The following is a 15,717-nucleotide window of genomic DNA, read 5'->3' on the forward strand; positions in this document are numbered from 1 at the left end:
GGGTCTGATCAGACCCGGTGGGCCACGGTCGTCATGACCTTGGCTGCCGCTCGCATCAGCCCCTGGATTGGGGGCGGCAGGGGCAGGGCGCCGGCGGCAAGCGCGGCGTCGGCGTGCTCGGCTTCCTCGCGCTTCATCTGGTCGACGATGGCCCGTGAGGGCCCGTCCTCCACGGGCAGGCGGTCCAGGTGCGAGGCCAGATGGGCTTCGACCTGGCGCTCGGTCTCGACGACGAAGCCCAGGCTCCATTTGTCGCCCGCCAGGCCGGCCAGGCTGCCCCAGGCGAAAGCGCCGGCCCACCACAGCGGCGCCAGGTGGCTGGTATGGGTGCCGAGCTCCGCGATGCGCTCGGCCGTCCAGGCCAGGTGGTCGAGCTCCTCTTCCGCTGCCACCTCGAAATGCTGGCGCAGTTCCTCGCTGCGGCTGAACAGGGCCTGCGACTGATACAGGGCCTGAGCGCAGATCTCCCCGACGTGATTGACCCGCATCAGGGCACCGGCCTCGCGCATCTGATCCGGGCTCAGGGCTGTTGCCTCCACGCCGACGGCTGGTGACGCCCGCGCGGCCCGGGTCGGCGCAAAGACCGTGCGCAGGCCCGAATCGAGGGCGCACAGCCAGCGGTCGGTGAAGTTCAGTGTGCGCGGATGAACGTCGCTTGCAGGCTGATGCATTCAGTTAAGCAGTGTTGCTATGAAGAAATCATGAACTAGGGATGACGTTGTGGTCCAGCAACGGCAACACACAATTTCATATCCGTGAATTCCCGAGGGGCCCCCAGCTCTGGTGGAATACGCCCACTTCCTCACAGGAGGTGAGTCATCGGGCCGTGTTGTTCGGCGCGATGCCTCGGATGAATTTCTAGGAGTATCGAATGAAGAAAACTCTGATTGCACTGGCCGCCTTCGGTCTGACGGGCGCCGCCTTCGCGCAATCCTCGGTCACCCTGTTTGGCGTCCTGGACGTCAACCTGCGCTATGCCAAGTCCAGCGGCAAGACGGTCAAGCTGCTTGGCACCGATGGCCTGAACAGCAGCCGCCTGGGCGTTCGCGGCGTTGAAGACCTCGGTGGCGGCCTGAAGGCCGGCTTCTGGCTGGAATCCGCCGTCAACCCCGACACGGGTACCGTGGACGCCGCCCGCTTCTGGGGCCGTCGCACCAGCGTCAGCCTGATGGGCGATTTCGGTGAAATCCGCCTGGGCCGTGGCAAGACCTCGACCCGCCTGCACATCGACGACTTCGACCCGTACTCGACCACCGGTCTGGGCGACGTGTCCAAGGTCTATTCGGCACTTGGCAGCAACGCCGACACGCTGAACCGCTCCGACAACATGGTCCAGTACTTCCTGCCGAGCAATCTCGGTGGTTTCTACGGCTCCGTGGACGTCGCCGCCGGTGAGGGCTCGAACACGAACGCGGCAGCTGGCGTCAGCAGCGGTGGCAAGAAGGCCATGGGCGGCCGCTTCGGCTACAAGCAAGGCCCGATCAGCGTCGCCGTGGCTCACGAGCAGACGACTGGCGCTGGCCAGGACAAGTACAAGATCACCTCCGTCGGCGGTGGCTATGACTTCGGCGTGATCCGCCCGACGATCAACTACAGCGAAACCAAGTTCCGCGCGCTGCAGCAGAAGATCATCACCCTGGGCGCCACGGTGCCGCTGGGCCAAGGCTACATCCTGGCTTCGTACAGCGACTCCAAGGCCAACACGGCTGCTGAAGCGCTGAACGGCGTGGGCGATGCCAAGCTGTTCGCTGTCGGCTATGTGTACAACCTGTCCAAGCGCAGCGCCCTGTACGCCAACTACGGCCAGATCGAGAACAACGGCAAGGGCACCTTCGCCGTGTCCGGTTCGCCCGCTGTCACTGCTGGCCAGAAGTCCAGCGGCGTCGACGTCGGCGTGCGCCACAGCTTCTGAGGAGGCCGCGGCCTGCCGGCCGCTGCCACTCAGCCAAAGCCGCCTTCGGGCGGCTTTTCTTTTGTCCGCGTCGTTGTCCCGCGTGAGACAGGGGAATTGCTGTGGGTAATCAACAACAGAGCCGCCGTTATGGCAGGACGCATCCCTGAGAATAAAAAGGTTCACCTTTCTTCGCAGGAGACAACCTTGATGAAAAAAGCCGCTCTGGCAGTTGCCGCACTGGCCGCTTGCACTTCTTCCGCCTGGGCCCAATCCAGCGTGACCCTGTATGGCATCGTGGACGCTGCTGCGCGTTACACCACCAACGTCAACCCCGGTGTCGCTCCTAAGCAGCTGATCCCTGGCGGCATGTCCCAAAGCCGTCTCGGCATCAATGTCACCGAAGATCTCGGTGGCGGCCTGAAGGCCCTGGCCAACATGGAACACCGCCTCAGCTCCGACACCGGTGCTCCTTCGTCCGGCACGGATTTCTGGCGTCAGGCATGGGTTGGCCTGCAGTCCAATCAACTGGGCCAGATTCGCCTGGGTCGCCAGTACAACATCCTGTTCGACCTCTACACGTCGACCTTCGCCTCCTTCCGCTACTCGCCCTATATCGAGGCCTACAAGCCTGAGATCGGCATGTCCATGACGGCGCGTCAGGACAATATGGTCAAGTACCTGGCCCAGTTCGGCAGCTTCTACGCCGAGGTCCAGGTCAGCGCCGGCGAAGGCCAGTCGGGTGCCGCTGCCGCCCAGCCCAACAAGACGCTTGGCTTCATGGGCCGCTACAACGACGGCACGTTCGGCGCCGGTGCCGCCTACCTGCAGGCCACCGAGCAAACGGGCAAGAAGATCAAGGCAACGGTGCTGGGCGCGTCCTACACTCAAGGCCCGCTGTACGTGCACGCCTCCTGGGGCGAGAACAAGTTCGAGAACCCCTTCGGTCTGCTGAACCAGACCAGCGCTGCAGGCTTCGCGGCCTCCGCAGCACCGGGCTCGGCTGCCAACATCGCCCTGACGACCCGCGGCGCCTACACCAGCGGCATCCTGGGCGCCAACGTGTTCAACACGGACTCGGCCGACATCAACAAGCGCACCATGATCATGTTCGGTGCGACCTATCAGCTGACCCCTCAGCTGAACATTGGCGGCAACGTCTGGCTGACCGAGCAGACGCACTACGGCACCATCCAGAACCTGGCGCTGCCCTTCCGCAATGCCCTGGGCTTCTCGACGGACGCCAACACCAAGTCCAAGGCGAACTTCTTCGCCGTGGTTCTGGACTACGCCTTCTCCAAGCGTACCGACGCCTACCTCGAGATGGACTACACCAAGTTGCGCGGCGAGGTGCTCTTCCTGAACAACGCCGGCCGTCGTGGCGGCGCGATGGTCGGTCTGCGTCACCGCTTCTGATGTCCGCGCGGGGCCAAGGCCTCGCGAGCATCTCGACGGGCCGCGAAAGCGGCCCGTTTTCATTGGTGGCCCAGAGTCGGCCGCGCTAGGGCTTTCCCGGGAGGTCCCGGCCCTCAGGCTTCGCCATGATGCCGCCTTCGCGCGGCGCAATGACGCGCCCGCTTCAAAGTCCTCATGCTGGTTTTCATTCTTCGCCGCCTGCTCCAGGCCTTGGTCGTCATGCTGTCGGTGGCCTTCATCGCCTTCATGCTGTTCCAGTTCGTGGGCGACCCCGTCACCAATCTGCTGGGCCAGGACGCCACGGAGGAGCAGCGCATCGCGCTGCGCAAGGACCTCGGCCTGGACCAGCCCTTCCCGATTCAGTTCGCCCGCTTTGCCGGCAATGCCATCCAGGGTGAGTTCGGCATCAGCCTGAGGCAGGGGCGCAAGGTGTCAACGCTGATCGCCGAGCGCTTCCCGGCGACGCTGGAGCTGGCCGTCGTCGCGGGCGTGATCGCGCTGGGCCTGGGCATCCCGCTCGGCGTCTACGCGGCGCTGCGGCGCGGCAAGGCCAGCGCGCAGATCCTGATGACGGGCACGCTGTTCGGCGTCAGCCTGCCCAATTTCGTCATCGGCATCGTGCTGATCTGGATCTTCGCCGTGGAGCTCAAATGGCTGCCCAGCTTCGGCCGGGGCGAGGTCGTCACCTTTGGCACCTGGACCTCCGGGCTGCTGACGCGTGACGGCCTGCTGCACCTGGTCCTGCCGGCGTTCACGCTGTCGGCCTTCCAGCTGACGCTGATCATGCGGCTGGTGCGGGCCGAGATGTTGGAGGTGCTGCGCACCGACTACATCCGCTTCGCCCGCGCCCGCGGCCTGAACGACCGCAGCGTCTACTTCGGCCACGCACTGAAGAACACGCTGGTGCCCGTCATCACCATCACCGGCCTGCAGCTCGGCTCGCTGATCGCCTTCGCCATCATCACCGAGCAGGTCTTCCAGTGGCCCGGCATGGGCCTGCTCTTCATCCAGGCGGTGCAGTTCGCCGACATCCCCGTGATGGCGGCCTACCTCTGCCTGATCTCCCTGATCTTCGTCGTCATCAATCTCGGCGTCGATCTGCTCTATTTCGCCGTCGACCCGCGTCTGCGCGTCGAAGGCAAAGCCCACTGAACATGAAGCCCCCACGCTCGCTTAGCTCTCTGCCCCCCGAGGGGGCGCGTCAGTGCCTTCGGGCGGCCGGGCGCCACTGACCATGGCTGTTGACGCCGACCCCAAACCCACGCCTTCAGCCTCCGCGCTGCGCGGTTTCTTCGACAGCGACGTCTGGTATTCGTTCCGGAACTCGCCGGTCGCGATGCTGGCCGCGGTCATCGCGCTGGTCTGCTTCGTCTGCGCGCTGTTCGCGGAGTTCGTGGCACCCCACAACCCTTTCGACCTGGCGACGCTGGAACTGCTGGACTCGTTGAAGCCGCCGGCCTGGGTCGAGGGCGGCGAGGCCAAGTACCGCCTCGGCACCGACGGCCAGGGCCGCGACATCCTGTCGGCGCTGATGTACGGCGCCCGCATCTCGCTGCTGGTCGGCCTGGCCTCGGTGCTGCTGTCCATCCTGATCGGCGTCAGCCTGGGCCTGCTGGCCGGCTTCCTCGGTGGCCGCACGGACGCCTTCATCATGCGCATCTGCGACGTGATGCTGTCCTTCCCGTCCATCCTGGTCGCGCTGATGATCAGCGGCGTCGGCCGCAGCCTCTTCCCGCATGCGCCCGACATGCTGGCCTTCGTCGTGCTGGTGCTGGCCATCTCGCTGACGGGCTGGGTGCAGTACGCGCGCACCGTGCGCGGATCGACGCTGGTGGAGCGCAACAAGGAATATGTGCAGGCGGCCCGCGTCATCGGCGTCGGCTCGCTGCGCATCATGCGCCGCCATGTGCTGCCCAATGTGCTGGGCCCCGTGCTGGTGCTGGCCACCATCCAGATCGCCTCGGCCATCATCACCGAGGCGACCCTGTCCTTTCTCGGCGTCGGCGTGCCGGCCACCAGCCCGTCCCTGGGCACGCTGATCCGCAACGGCAACGACTATCTGTTCTCGGGCGAGTGGTGGATCACCGCCTGGCCCAGCCTGACGCTGATCCTCATCACGCTCAGCGTGAACCTGCTCGGCGACTGGCTGCGCGACGCATTGAATCCCCGACTCCGATGACTGCACCGCTGCTTGAAGTCAGCCACCTGCGGGTGGAGTTCCCGACCCGCCGCGGCACGCTGCTGGCGCTGGACGACATCTCCTTCTCCATTGCGCCGGGCGAGATCCTGGGCGTCGTCGGCGAGTCCGGCGCCGGCAAGTCGCTGACCGGCGCGGCCATCATCGGCCTGCTGGATCCGCCGGGGCGCATTGCGGCAGGCGAGATCAGATTGGCCGGCCGGCGCATCGACAACCTGCCCTATGAGCAGATGCGCCGCATCCGCGGCAAGGAGATCGGCGCCGTCTTCCAGGACCCGCTGACCTCGCTGAACCCGCTGTACACGGTTGGCCGGCAGTTGACCGAGACCATCACGACCCACCTGGACCTGACGGCTGCCCAAGCGCGCGCGCGGGCCATCGAACTGCTGGCGTCCACCGGCATCCCGGCGCCCGAGGCGCGCGTCGATCACTTCCCGCACCAGTTCTCGGGCGGCATGCGCCAGCGCGTCGTCATCGCCCTGGCCCTGGCCGCCAACCCCAAGCTCATCGTCGCCGATGAGCCGACGACGGCTCTGGACGTGTCCATCCAGGCACAGATCATTGCGCTGCTGAAGAAGGTCTGCCGCGAGCAGGGCGCGGCGGTCATGCTGGTCACCCACGACATGGGTGTCATTGCCGAGACCTGCGACCGCGTCGCCGTCATGTATGCAGGCCGCGTCGCAGAGATCGGCCCGGTGGCCGACGTCATCCACCGCCCGGCCCATCCCTACACCGTCGGCCTGATGGGCTCCATCCCGGCCATGGATGAGGACCGCGAGCGCCTGCTGCAGATCGACGGCTCCATGCCGCGCCTGACCGCCATCCCGCCGGGCTGCGCCTTCAACCCGCGCTGCCCGCGCGTCTTCGACCGCTGCCGCAGTGAGCGGCCCGAGCTGGTCCAGGTCGGCGCCACCAGCGCGGCCTGCTGGCGTCCCGTTACCTTGGAGGCTCCGCGATGAGCGCGCCCCTCGTCGAGGTCCAGGACCTCGCCAAGATCTTCGATGTGTCGCCGCCGTGGTTGAACCGCGTCGTCGAGCGCAAGCCCAAGGCCTTCGTGCATGCCGTTGACGGCGTGTCCTTCAGCATCGAGCGCGGCAAGACGCTGGCGCTGGTGGGCGAGAGCGGCTGCGGCAAGAGCACCGTGGCGCGTCTGCTGGTCGGCCTGTATGGCGCGACGCGAGGCGCCGTGCGCTTCGATGGCGAAGACATCGTCAAGACGCTGGCTGGGGCCGGCGCCTCCAAGCTGCGTCGGCGCATGCAGATGATCTTCCAGGATCCCTATGCGTCGTTGAACCCGCGCTGGAAGGTGCTGGACATCGTGGCCGAGCCGCTGCGCGAGCATGGCCTGCTGCGCGACAACGCCGAAGCCCGGCTGCGCGTCGGCGAGCTGCTCAGTTCGGTGGGCCTGAACCCGGCCGATGCCGAGAAGTTCCCGCACCAGTTCTCCGGCGGCCAGCGCCAGCGCATCTCGATCGCGCGCGCGCTGGCGACCCAGCCCGAATTCCTGGTCTGCGACGAGCCGACCTCGGCGCTGGACGTGTCGGTGCAGGCTCAGGTGCTCAACATCATGAAGGACCTGCAGCGCAAGCAGGGCCTGACCTATCTCTTCATCTCGCACAACCTGGCCGTCGTGCGCCATGTGGCCGACCAGGTGGGCGTGATGTATCTCGGCCGCCTCGTCGAGGTGGCTGACAAGGTCGAGCTGTTCGCGCGCCCGCGCCATCCGTACACGCGCATGCTGCTGGACGCGATTCCCGACATCCACATGACGGGCCGCGCACGCACGCCGGTGCAGGGCGAGGTGCCCAATCCGCTGAACCCGCCGAGCGGCTGCAGCTTCCATCCGCGCTGCCCGCTGGCCAACGCGCGCTGCAAGGCCGAGCGGCCGGCGCTGCTGGAGATCAAGGGTGTGCGCGTGGCCTGCCACGCGGTGGAAGAGGGCCGGGCGGACTGATCAGCGCGCTGGCGCCGAAGCAGGCGCCGATGCGGCCCCGGCCGGCTTGGGCAGGGTCAGCGGGCCTTTCTGCCCGCAACCCATGAGGGCGGTAAGGGTGATCAGCAGGGCACCTAAACTGGCGGCAGTCTTCTTCATCCGCCCAGTTTATGTCCCTGTCCGACGCCGACTACCACGCCAAGGCCCATGCGCTGCTCGCCCGCATCGAAGAGCAGATCGATGGCTGGCTCGAAGACGACGTCGTGGACATCGACACGCACCGCACCGGCGGCCTGCTGGAGCTCAGCATGCCGGGTGGCAGCAAGATCGTGTTGAACACCCAGCCGCCGCTGCAGGAGCTCTGGCTGGCGGCGCGCTCGGGCGGCTACCACTTCAAGTGGGACGGCTCGCAGTGGGTGGACCGCGAAGGCCAGGAATTCCTGGCCCGCCTGTCGCGCTGCGCCAGCGAGCAGTCTGGCCAGGCGCTGAAGTTCAGCGCCTGACCGCCCTCAGCGTTTGAAGAGGTCCAGGATGGACTTCTTCTCGTCCTCGGTGGCCGCGCCCGGCACCGGCGCCGGCTCGCTGGACAGTTCGCGCACGCCGCTGCCGGTGGTGTATTCCTCGTAGAACCACTCGCCATTGATGTTGACGATGCCTTCGGGCGGCGTCATCTCGTCGACGGGCTTGCCCTTGAGCGCGAAGCCCATGTATTCGATCCAGACCGGCAGGCTCAGGCCGCCGCCGGTCTCGCGGTCGCCGAGCTTGCGCGGCTGGTCGTAGCCGATCCAGACGATGGCGACGAGGTCCTTCTGGTAGCCGGCGAACCAGGCGTCCATGGAGTCGTTGGTCGTGCCGGTCTTGCCGTAGATGTCGGGGCGCTTCAGCGTGGCCTGGGCGCGTGCCGCCGTGCCGCTGCGCGTGACCTCCTGCAGCAGGCTGCTCATCAGGAAGGCATTGCGCGGCTCGATGGCGCGGGCTTCGTCGCTCAGCGTCACGGGCAGGGCTTCGTAGAGCAGCCGGCCCTTGTTGTCGGTGATGCGGTTGATGAGCTGCGGGCTGACACGGTAGCCGCCGTTGGCGAACACCGCATAGCCCTGGGCCATCTGCATGGGCGTCACGGAGCCGGCGCCCAGCGCCATGGTCAGGTAGGCCGGATGCTTCTCGGCCTCGAAGCCGAACCGCGTGATCCATTCCTGCGCGTACTTCACGCCGATGGAGTGCAGCACGCGGATGGAGACCATGTTCTTGGACTTGGCCAGGGCCGTGCGCATGGGCATGGGGCCTTCGAACTTGCCGTCGTAGTTCTTGGGCTCCCAGGGCTGGCTGCCGGTCGTGCCGGCGTCGAAGAACAGCGGCGCGTCATTGACGATGGTGGCGGGCGTGAAGCCCTTCTCCAGTGCGGCCGAGTAGATGAAGGGCTTGAAGCTGGAGCCCGGCTGGCGCCAGGCCTGGGTCACGTGGTTGAACTTGTTCTTGTTGTAGTCGAAGCCGCCGACCATGGCGCGCACCTGGCCCGTCTTGGGGTCCATGGAGACGAAGGCGCCTTCCACCTCGGGCAGCTGGGTGATGGTCCACTCGTTGCCATCCTTCTGCTTGACGCCCTTGACGACGCGGATCACGGCGCCGCGGCGGATGCGGGTCTTGGGGTTGCCCTTGTCCGACAGGCCGGACGTGGCGGGCTTCAACCCTTCGCCGATGATGTTGATGACGTCGCCGCTCTGCAGCACGGCCGTGACCTTCTTGGGATCGGCCTCGAGCACGACGGCGGCCAACAGCTCGTCGTTGGCCGGGTGGTCGGCCAGTACCAGGGCGATGCGGGCGTCCACCTCCTTGGCATCGCCCGGCAGGTCGGCGTAGGCCTCGGGGCCGCGGTAGACCTGGCGCTTCTCGTAGTCCAGGATGCCGCGGCGCAGAGCCCGGTAGGCGGTGTTCTGCTCGGCGCTGTTCAGCGTCAGGTAGACGTTGAGGCCGCGCGAGTAGGCCTCGTCGCCGTACTGGCTGAAGATCAGCTGGCGCGCCGCCTCGGCAACGAACTCGGCATGCGACACCGACTCCTGCACCGGGCGGATGCGCAGCTTCTCGGCCTTGGCCTCGTCGCGCTGCTCTTCGGTGATGTAGCCCGTCTCATACATCCGCTCGATGATGTATTGCTGGCGGATGGTGGCCCGGCGCAGGTTGTTGATCGGGTTGTAGGCCGAAGGCGCCTTGGGCAGGCCGGCCAGCATGGCCGCCTCGGCCACGCTGATCTTGTCCAGCGTCTTGCCGAAATAGATCTCGCTGGCCGCCGCGAAGCCGTGCGCCCGGTGGCCCAGGAAGATCTGGTTCAGGTAGATCTCGAGGATCTTCTCCTTGGGCAGGGCGGCCTCGATCTTCAGCGCCAGCAGGATCTCGTAGATCTTGCGCGTGAAGGTCTTCTCCGTGCTCAGATAGAAGTTGCGCGCCACCTGCATGGTGATGGTCGACGCGCCCTGGCTGCGCGATTCGCCGACGTTGGCCAGGCCGGCGCGGATGATGCCGAGGTAGTCCACGCCACCGTGCTGATAGAAACGCGCGTCCTCGATGGCCAGCACGGCCTCCTGCATGACCTTGGGAATTTCCCGGATCGGCAGATAGTTGCGCCTCTCCTCGCCGAACTCGCCCAGCAGCACGCCGTCGCTGGACAGCACGCGCATGGGCAGTTTGGGCCGGTAGTCGGTCAGGCCGCCGATGTCGGGCAGGTTGGGATAGGCCAGGGCCAGGCCCAGGGCCAGCAGCAGGGCGACGGCCGCGATGCCGCCGGCCACCAGGCCCAGCGCCCACAGCACCCAGCGGCCGAAGTGGGAACTCAGGCGGGACAGGGGGCTGGAAGGGGGCGAGCCGGCGGACGAAGGACTGGATGCAGCGGAGCGGGGCTTGTCATTCATGAGCCGGCGGGGCGCGCCCGCGGGCGCGTTGGGAGGAGGCGGCGGATTATAGGAAGGGCGCTTGGCCCCTCCTTGTATACGCAGGCGGGTACCAAGCGGCGTGCCAAACGACCGCTTCCCATGTGTTTTTCAGTAGCTTGCAAGTCAGTTGAATCGTGTATGTTTAGCAACGTGGCGTTACCAGCTCGCGCCGATTTTCCGTTCGGCGTCAACGGCTTTGCTGCTAGCATTCAAGTAACTTATTAATAGTCCGAAACGTAACTCGCGTGTCGGGAACAAAGGGCATGGGAATACTTGACGCACTTTTGGGTCGCAAGCACCCCCCCCTGATTGGCCTGGATATCAGTTCTTCCAGCGTCAAGCTGGTGGAACTCAGCCAGACCAAGAGCGGTGAATTCGTGCTGGAGCGTTTTGCCAGCGAGCCCTTCGAGAAGGGCTGGATCGCCGACGGTCAGATCGAGAAATTCGATGAAGTCGCCGATGCCGTGCGTCGTGTCGTCGCGCGCAGCGGCAGCAAGACCCGCGACGCGGCGCTGGCCATGCCGCAGTCGGCCGTCATCACCAAGAAGATCATGCTGCCGGCCGGCCTGCGCGAGGAAGAGCTCGAGCTGCAGGTCGAGGCCGAGGCCAACCAGTACATCCCGTTCTCGCTGGACGAGGTCAGCCTGGACTTCTGCGTCATCGGCCCGAGCCCCACGTCGGTCGGCGACGTCGAGGTGCTGATCGCCGCCTCGCGCAAGGACCGCGTGCAGGACCGCCAGGGCCTGGCCGAGGCCGCCGGCCTGCGGCCCGTCGTGCTGGACATCGAGTCGCATGCCTCGCGCATGGCGATGGGCCGCCTCATCATGGCCCTGCCCAATGAAGGCAAGGACGCCCTCGTGGCCCTGTTCGAGATCGGCGCCGACACCACCAGCCTCAAGGTGCTGCGCGACGACGAGCTGCTCTACGACCGGGACCAGTCCTTCGGGGGATCCCAGCTGACACAGCTCATCTCACGACAGTACGGCTTCTCCTTCGAGGAGGCTGAGCAGAAGAAGCTGGCCAACGAACTGCCCGAGGACTACGAGAGCAGCGTGCTCAACCCCTTCGTCGACAGCCTGTCCCAGGAAATCGGCCGGGCGCTGCAGTACTTCTTCACCAGCACGCCGCATCACAAGGTGCATTACGTGATGCTGGCCGGGGGCACGGCGACGCTGCCGGGCCTCAAGGAGCGCGTGACCGACCTGACGGGCTTTGCCTGCATGGTGGTCAATCCCTTCGAGAACATGGGCATGGGTTCGGCGGTTCGCGAGCCCAAGCTGCGGCGTGAGGCCCCGTCCTACCTGACCGCCTGCGGCCTCGCGATGCGGAGGTTCTTCCAGTGATCCTGATCAACCTGCTGCCTTACCGCGAGGAGCGGCGCAAGCGGCGCAAGGCAGCCTTCTTCGCCGGCCTGGGTTTGGCGGGCCTGGTGGGTGCCGGCCTTGTGGTGGCCGCCTACCTGATGCTGCAGTTCCTGACGGCTGAGCAACAGGCGCACAACCAGTACATCCAGAACGAGATCACGCGGCTCGAGGCCCAGATCAAGGACATCGCGGACCTGAAGGCCGAGATCGAGTCCCTGAAGGCCCGCCAGCGCGCCGTCGAGGACCTGCAGACCGACCGCAACACGCCGGTGCAGCTGCTGAACGACCTGGCCCGTCTGGCGCCCGAAGGCATCTACCTGACCGCCATCAAGCAGGACGCCAAGGTCGTCACCATCAGCGGCATCGCGCAGACCAACGAGCGCGTGTCCGAGTTCCTGCGCAATGTCTCGCGCAGCTCGGAGTGGCTGGAGAAGCCCGATCTCATCGAGGTCAAGCTGGCCAGTGTCACGACCAACACGCGTGACCAGCGGCGTCTGCTGGACTTCTCGATGAAGGTCTCGATCAAGACGCCCGTGCGCGAGCCCGCGCCGGGTGCTTCAGCGCCGAAGAAGAGCTGACCGCCATGGCGACTTCTACATCCAAATTCGACCTGAATGCCTGGTTCGCCGATGTCGCGAGCCAGTTCCAGAGCCTCAATCCCAAGGAGCCCGGCCAGTGGCCGCTGCTGCCCAAGCTCGCGGCCTCGCTGTTCGTGATGGTGGCTGTTGCGGTCGGGGGCTACTTTGTCGTGCTCTCCGACGTGCAGGCCGGCCTTGAGGCGGAGCGCGATCGCGAACCGCAGCTGCGCCAGGACTATCACAACAAGCTCGGCCAGGCTGTCAACCTGCCCGAGCTGCGCAAGCAGAAGAGCCAGGTCGAGGAATACGTGACCCAGCTCGAGAAGCAGCTGCCCGGCAAGGCCGAGATCGACTCCCTGCTGTCCGACATCAGCAGCGCCGGCGTGGGCCGCGGCCTGCAGTTCGAGCTGTTCCGTCCCGGCCAGGTGCTGATCAAGGACTATTACGCCGAGCTGCCGATCGCGGTCAAGGTGTCCGGCCGTTATCACGACATCGGCGCCTTCGCGGCCGACGTGTCCAACCTGTCGCGCATCGTCACCTTGCACAACCTCGTCGTCGTCGCGCCCCAGGGCCCGCGTGACGCGAATGGCGCCCTCAGCATGGAAGCCACGGCTCGCACCTATCGCTATCTCGACGCGGCTGAAGTCGCCGAGCAGAAGAAGGCCGCGACCAAGTCGGCGGGAGCCAAGAAATGAAGCGCCTGCTGATTCCCCTCGCGGCCCTGCTGTCGCTGTCCGGTTGCGGCAGCGACATGGACGAACTGCGCCAGTGGATGGAGCAGGAGCGCAAGGAAGCCAAGACCACCGTCACGCCGCTGCTGCCGCCCAAGAAGTTCCTGCCCCAGCCCTATGAGTCGGCTGCCGGCGTGGACCCCTACAGCCCGCAGAAGCTCAGCGTCGCGATCAAGCAGGAAGCGGCCCAGCCCAACTCCTTGCTGACGGCCGAGATCAGCCGCCGCAAGGAACCGCTGGAGGCCTACCCGCTGGATGGCATGGCCATGGTGGGCAGCCTGACGCGAGAAAACCGTCGCTACGCGCTGCTGCGCGTCGACAACTTGCTGTATCAGGTCAAGGCCGGGGACTACCTCGGCCAGAACTTCGGCCGCATCACCAAGATCAGCGAGACCGAGATCACGTTGCGAGAAGTCGTCCAGGACGCTGCGGGCGAGTGGATCGAGCGCACCAGTACCCTCCAGCTACAGGAGAAGGGACGATGAAGACATTGCAGGAGAACAAGTCGATGGGCCGTGGCTGGTTGCTGGGATTCGCACTCACGCTGCTGGCTGCGCCGGCGGCCTGGGCGCAGACGCAGATTCGCGCCATCAACACCAGCCAGCAGGCGGGCGTTGAGGTCGTGCGCATCGAACTGAGCCAACCCTTGGCGGCCGTGCCGACGGGGTTCACGATCCAGACGCCGCCGCGTATCGCCATCGACCTGCCAGGGGTCGTGAACGGTATCGGCCGCAACCAGATCGACATCAACCAGGGCAACCTGCGTTCGGCCAACGTGGCCCAGGCCGGCGAGCGCTCGCGCCTCGTGCTGAACCTGCGCCACGCCTCGGGCTACACCGCGAAGCTCGAGGGCAATGCCCTCGTCGTCGTGCTGGACACCGCGGCCGCCCAGGCCCAGGCGCCGACCACGGGCGAGCCCGTGCACTTCGCGCAGAGCCTGAACGCCGCGCCGCTGCCGCTGCGCGACATCGACTTCCGCCGCGGCGCGGACGATGCGGGCCGCGTCATCGTCAACCTGCCCAGCAACCAGGTCGGCGTGGACATCCAGCAGCAGGGCCAGGCCCTGGTCGTGGAATTCCTGCGCTCCAGCCTGCCCGAGAACCTGCGCCGCAAGATCGACGTCGTCGACTTCGGCACGCCGGTGCAGACCATCACGACGACGCAGTCGGGTGACAAGGTCCGCATGGTGGTCGAGCCCAAGGGTAGCTGGGAGCACAGCGCCTACCAGAGCGACAACCAGTTCGTGCTGGAAGTCAGGCCGCAGAAGGTCGACCCCAACAAGCTCACGCAAGGCCCCGGCTATGCGGGTGACAAGCTGTCGCTGAACTTCCAGAACATCGAAGTCCGCGCGCTGCTGCAGGTCATCGCCGACTTCACCAACTTCAACGTCGTCACCAGCGACACCGTGACCGGCAGCGTCACGCTGCGCCTGAAGGACGTGCCCTGGGACCAGGCCCTGGACATCATCATGCAGGCCAAGGGCCTGGGCTTGAGGAAGTCCGGCAATGTGCTCTGGATCGCGCCCAAGGAAGAGCTGGCGACCAAGGAGAAGATCGATCTCGAGGCCAAGGCGGCCATCGCCCAGCTCGAGCCGCTGCGCACCCAGTCCTTCCAGCTCAACTACGTCAAGTCCGAGGACATCGCCAAGGGCCTGACCGGCCAGGGCATCAGCTCCGGCAGCAGTGGCGGCACGGGCACCGGTACCCGCATCCTTTCGACCCGCGGCAGCGTCATCTTCGAGCCGCGCACCAACCAGCTCTTCGTGTCCGACATCCCGAGCAAGCTCGAGGAGATCCAGGCCATGATCGCCAAGATCGACATCCCGGTGCGCCAGGTGCTGATCGAAGCGCGCATCGTCGAGGCCAACGACAAGTTCGGCCGTTCGCTGGGCGTCAAGCTCGGCGTCAACGACCTGCGCGGCCAGCAGGGCGGCATCCCGGGCTACAGCGTCGGCGGCGGCAACTACGTGACCGTCGGTGGCAACTACACCGGCATCGGCTCGCAGACCAACCAGGGCGCGGCGGCGAACTACAACAACACGCAGTTCATCAACATGCCGGCCAACACGTCGTCCGATGCCTTCAGCAACGGCACGGCGGCGACGGTGGCGCTGTCGCTGTTCAGCGCCACGGCCAACCGCTTCCTGAACCTCGAGCTGTCGGCCCTCGAATCCGACGGCAAGGGCAAGGTGGTGTCCAGCCCGCGCGTCATCACCGCCGACCAGGTCAAGGCGCTGATCGAGCAGGGTGAGGAACTGCCCTACCAGGTGGCCACGGCCAGCGGCGCGACGTCGGTGCAGTTCCGCAAGGCCAACCTCAAGCTCGAGGTCACGCCGCAGATCACCCCAGAAGGCAGCGTGATCCTGAATGTGGACGTCAACAAGGACAGCCGCGGCACGCTGACGCCGCAGGGCTATGCCATCAACACCAAGCACGTTCAGACACAGGTGCTGGTCGAGAACGGCGGTACCGTCGTCATCGGCGGCATCTACACCCAGGACGAAGGCGAAACCGTCAACAAGGTGCCGCTGCTCGGCGATGTGCCCCTGCTGGGCAACCTGTTCAAGAACAAGACCCGCACAACCTCGAAGACCGAGCTGCTAATCTTCCTGACGCCCAAGGTCGTCAGCGAGCGGCAGACGGTGCGCTGAGGATTCACTGAATTGAACGATGCTGCAGCCGCG

The 15,717-nt window shown here is 66.1% G+C and carries 15 protein-coding genes; 12 read left to right on the forward strand and 3 right to left on the reverse strand.

The annotated features are described in order from the left end of the window. Positions 1–8: 8 nt before the first annotated feature. Positions 9–671 carry a 2-polyprenyl-3-methyl-6-methoxy-1,4-benzoquinone monooxygenase gene (coq7, locus tag AC07OY_RS01825; RefSeq protein ID WP_495040819.1) on the reverse strand — a complete coding sequence of 221 codons (663 nt, stop codon included), beginning with the start codon at positions 669–671 and terminating at the stop codon, positions 9–11. A gap of 200 nt (positions 672–871) precedes the next feature. Between coq7 and AC07OY_RS01830 the strand changes: the two genes are divergently transcribed. From AC07OY_RS01830 to AC07OY_RS01855, 6 genes are all read left to right on the forward strand, one after another. Continuing rightward, positions 872–1,912, forward strand: a complete 1,041-nt coding sequence (locus AC07OY_RS01830) for a porin (protein WP_495040820.1) — start codon at positions 872–874, stop codon at positions 1,910–1,912. Positions 1,913–2,101: 189 nt separating this feature from the next. Then, entirely contained in the window at positions 2,102–3,307 is a 1,206-nt protein-coding gene (locus AC07OY_RS01835; RefSeq protein WP_495040821.1) for a porin, read from the forward strand. A 174-nt stretch (positions 3,308–3,481) separates the two neighbouring features. Beyond that, positions 3,482–4,459, forward strand: a complete 978-nt coding sequence (locus AC07OY_RS01840) for an ABC transporter permease (protein ID WP_495040822.1) — start codon at positions 3,482–3,484, stop codon at positions 4,457–4,459. Between the two features lie 82 nt (positions 4,460–4,541). Next, entirely contained in the window at positions 4,542–5,486 is a 945-nt protein-coding gene (locus AC07OY_RS01845; RefSeq protein WP_495040823.1) for an ABC transporter permease, read from the forward strand. After that, on the forward strand, positions 5,483–6,463 hold the full coding sequence (locus tag AC07OY_RS01850; protein ID WP_495040824.1) for an ABC transporter ATP-binding protein: 981 nt from the start codon (positions 5,483–5,485) through the stop codon (positions 6,461–6,463). The genes AC07OY_RS01845 and AC07OY_RS01850 overlap by 4 nt, the downstream gene beginning before the upstream one ends. Next, positions 6,460–7,458, forward strand: a complete 999-nt coding sequence (locus tag AC07OY_RS01855) for an ABC transporter ATP-binding protein (protein WP_495040825.1) — start codon at positions 6,460–6,462, stop codon at positions 7,456–7,458. Before AC07OY_RS01850 ends, AC07OY_RS01855 begins: the two co-directional genes overlap by 4 nt. On the opposite strand, the gene lptM is transcribed toward AC07OY_RS01855, so the two are convergent. Further along, positions 7,459–7,596, reverse strand: a complete 138-nt coding sequence (gene lptM, locus AC07OY_RS01860) for an LPS translocon maturation chaperone LptM (RefSeq protein WP_495040826.1) — start codon at positions 7,594–7,596, stop codon at positions 7,459–7,461. An 11-nt stretch (positions 7,597–7,607) separates the two neighbouring features. Here lptM and cyaY point away from each other — a divergent pair, with 11 nt between their 5' ends. Then, on the forward strand, positions 7,608–7,940 hold the full coding sequence (gene cyaY / locus AC07OY_RS01865) for an iron donor protein CyaY (RefSeq protein ID WP_495040827.1): 333 nt from the start codon (positions 7,608–7,610) through the stop codon (positions 7,938–7,940). A 6-nt stretch (positions 7,941–7,946) separates the two neighbouring features. Here the strand turns inward: cyaY and AC07OY_RS01870 are convergent, their stop codons facing one another. After that, complete coding sequence (locus AC07OY_RS01870) at positions 7,947–10,340, reverse strand: penicillin-binding protein 1A (protein ID WP_495040828.1); 2,394 nt, start codon at positions 10,338–10,340, stop codon at positions 7,947–7,949. A 284-nt stretch (positions 10,341–10,624) separates the two neighbouring features. On the opposite strand from AC07OY_RS01870, the gene AC07OY_RS01875 reads away from it, so the two are divergent. From AC07OY_RS01875 to AC07OY_RS01895, 5 genes are read left to right on the forward strand one after another with little or no spacing between them, the layout of a single operon-like run. Further along, complete coding sequence (locus AC07OY_RS01875; RefSeq protein WP_478012787.1) at positions 10,625–11,704, forward strand: pilus assembly protein PilM; 1,080 nt, start codon at positions 10,625–10,627, stop codon at positions 11,702–11,704. Then, positions 11,701–12,303: a PilN domain-containing protein gene (locus tag AC07OY_RS01880; RefSeq protein WP_495040829.1), complete on the forward strand. Its 603-nt coding sequence runs from the start codon at positions 11,701–11,703 to the stop codon at positions 12,301–12,303. The genes AC07OY_RS01875 and AC07OY_RS01880 overlap by 4 nt, the downstream gene beginning before the upstream one ends. 5 nt (positions 12,304–12,308) lie before the next feature. Beyond that, complete coding sequence (locus tag AC07OY_RS01885) at positions 12,309–12,998, forward strand: type IV pilus inner membrane component PilO (RefSeq protein WP_495040830.1); 690 nt, start codon at positions 12,309–12,311, stop codon at positions 12,996–12,998. Then, a complete protein-coding gene (locus tag AC07OY_RS01890; protein WP_495040831.1) occupies positions 12,995–13,519 on the forward strand; it encodes a pilus assembly protein PilP in 525 nt (174 codons plus the stop codon). The genes AC07OY_RS01885 and AC07OY_RS01890 overlap by 4 nt, the downstream gene beginning before the upstream one ends. Further along, a complete protein-coding gene (locus AC07OY_RS01895; RefSeq protein ID WP_495040832.1) occupies positions 13,516–15,684 on the forward strand; it encodes a type IV pilus secretin PilQ in 2,169 nt (722 codons plus the stop codon). Before AC07OY_RS01890 ends, AC07OY_RS01895 begins: the two co-directional genes overlap by 4 nt. The last annotated feature ends 33 nt before the right edge of the window (positions 15,685–15,717 follow it).

This window comes from Roseateles sp. GW821-FHT09H10 (assembly GCF_059415865.1).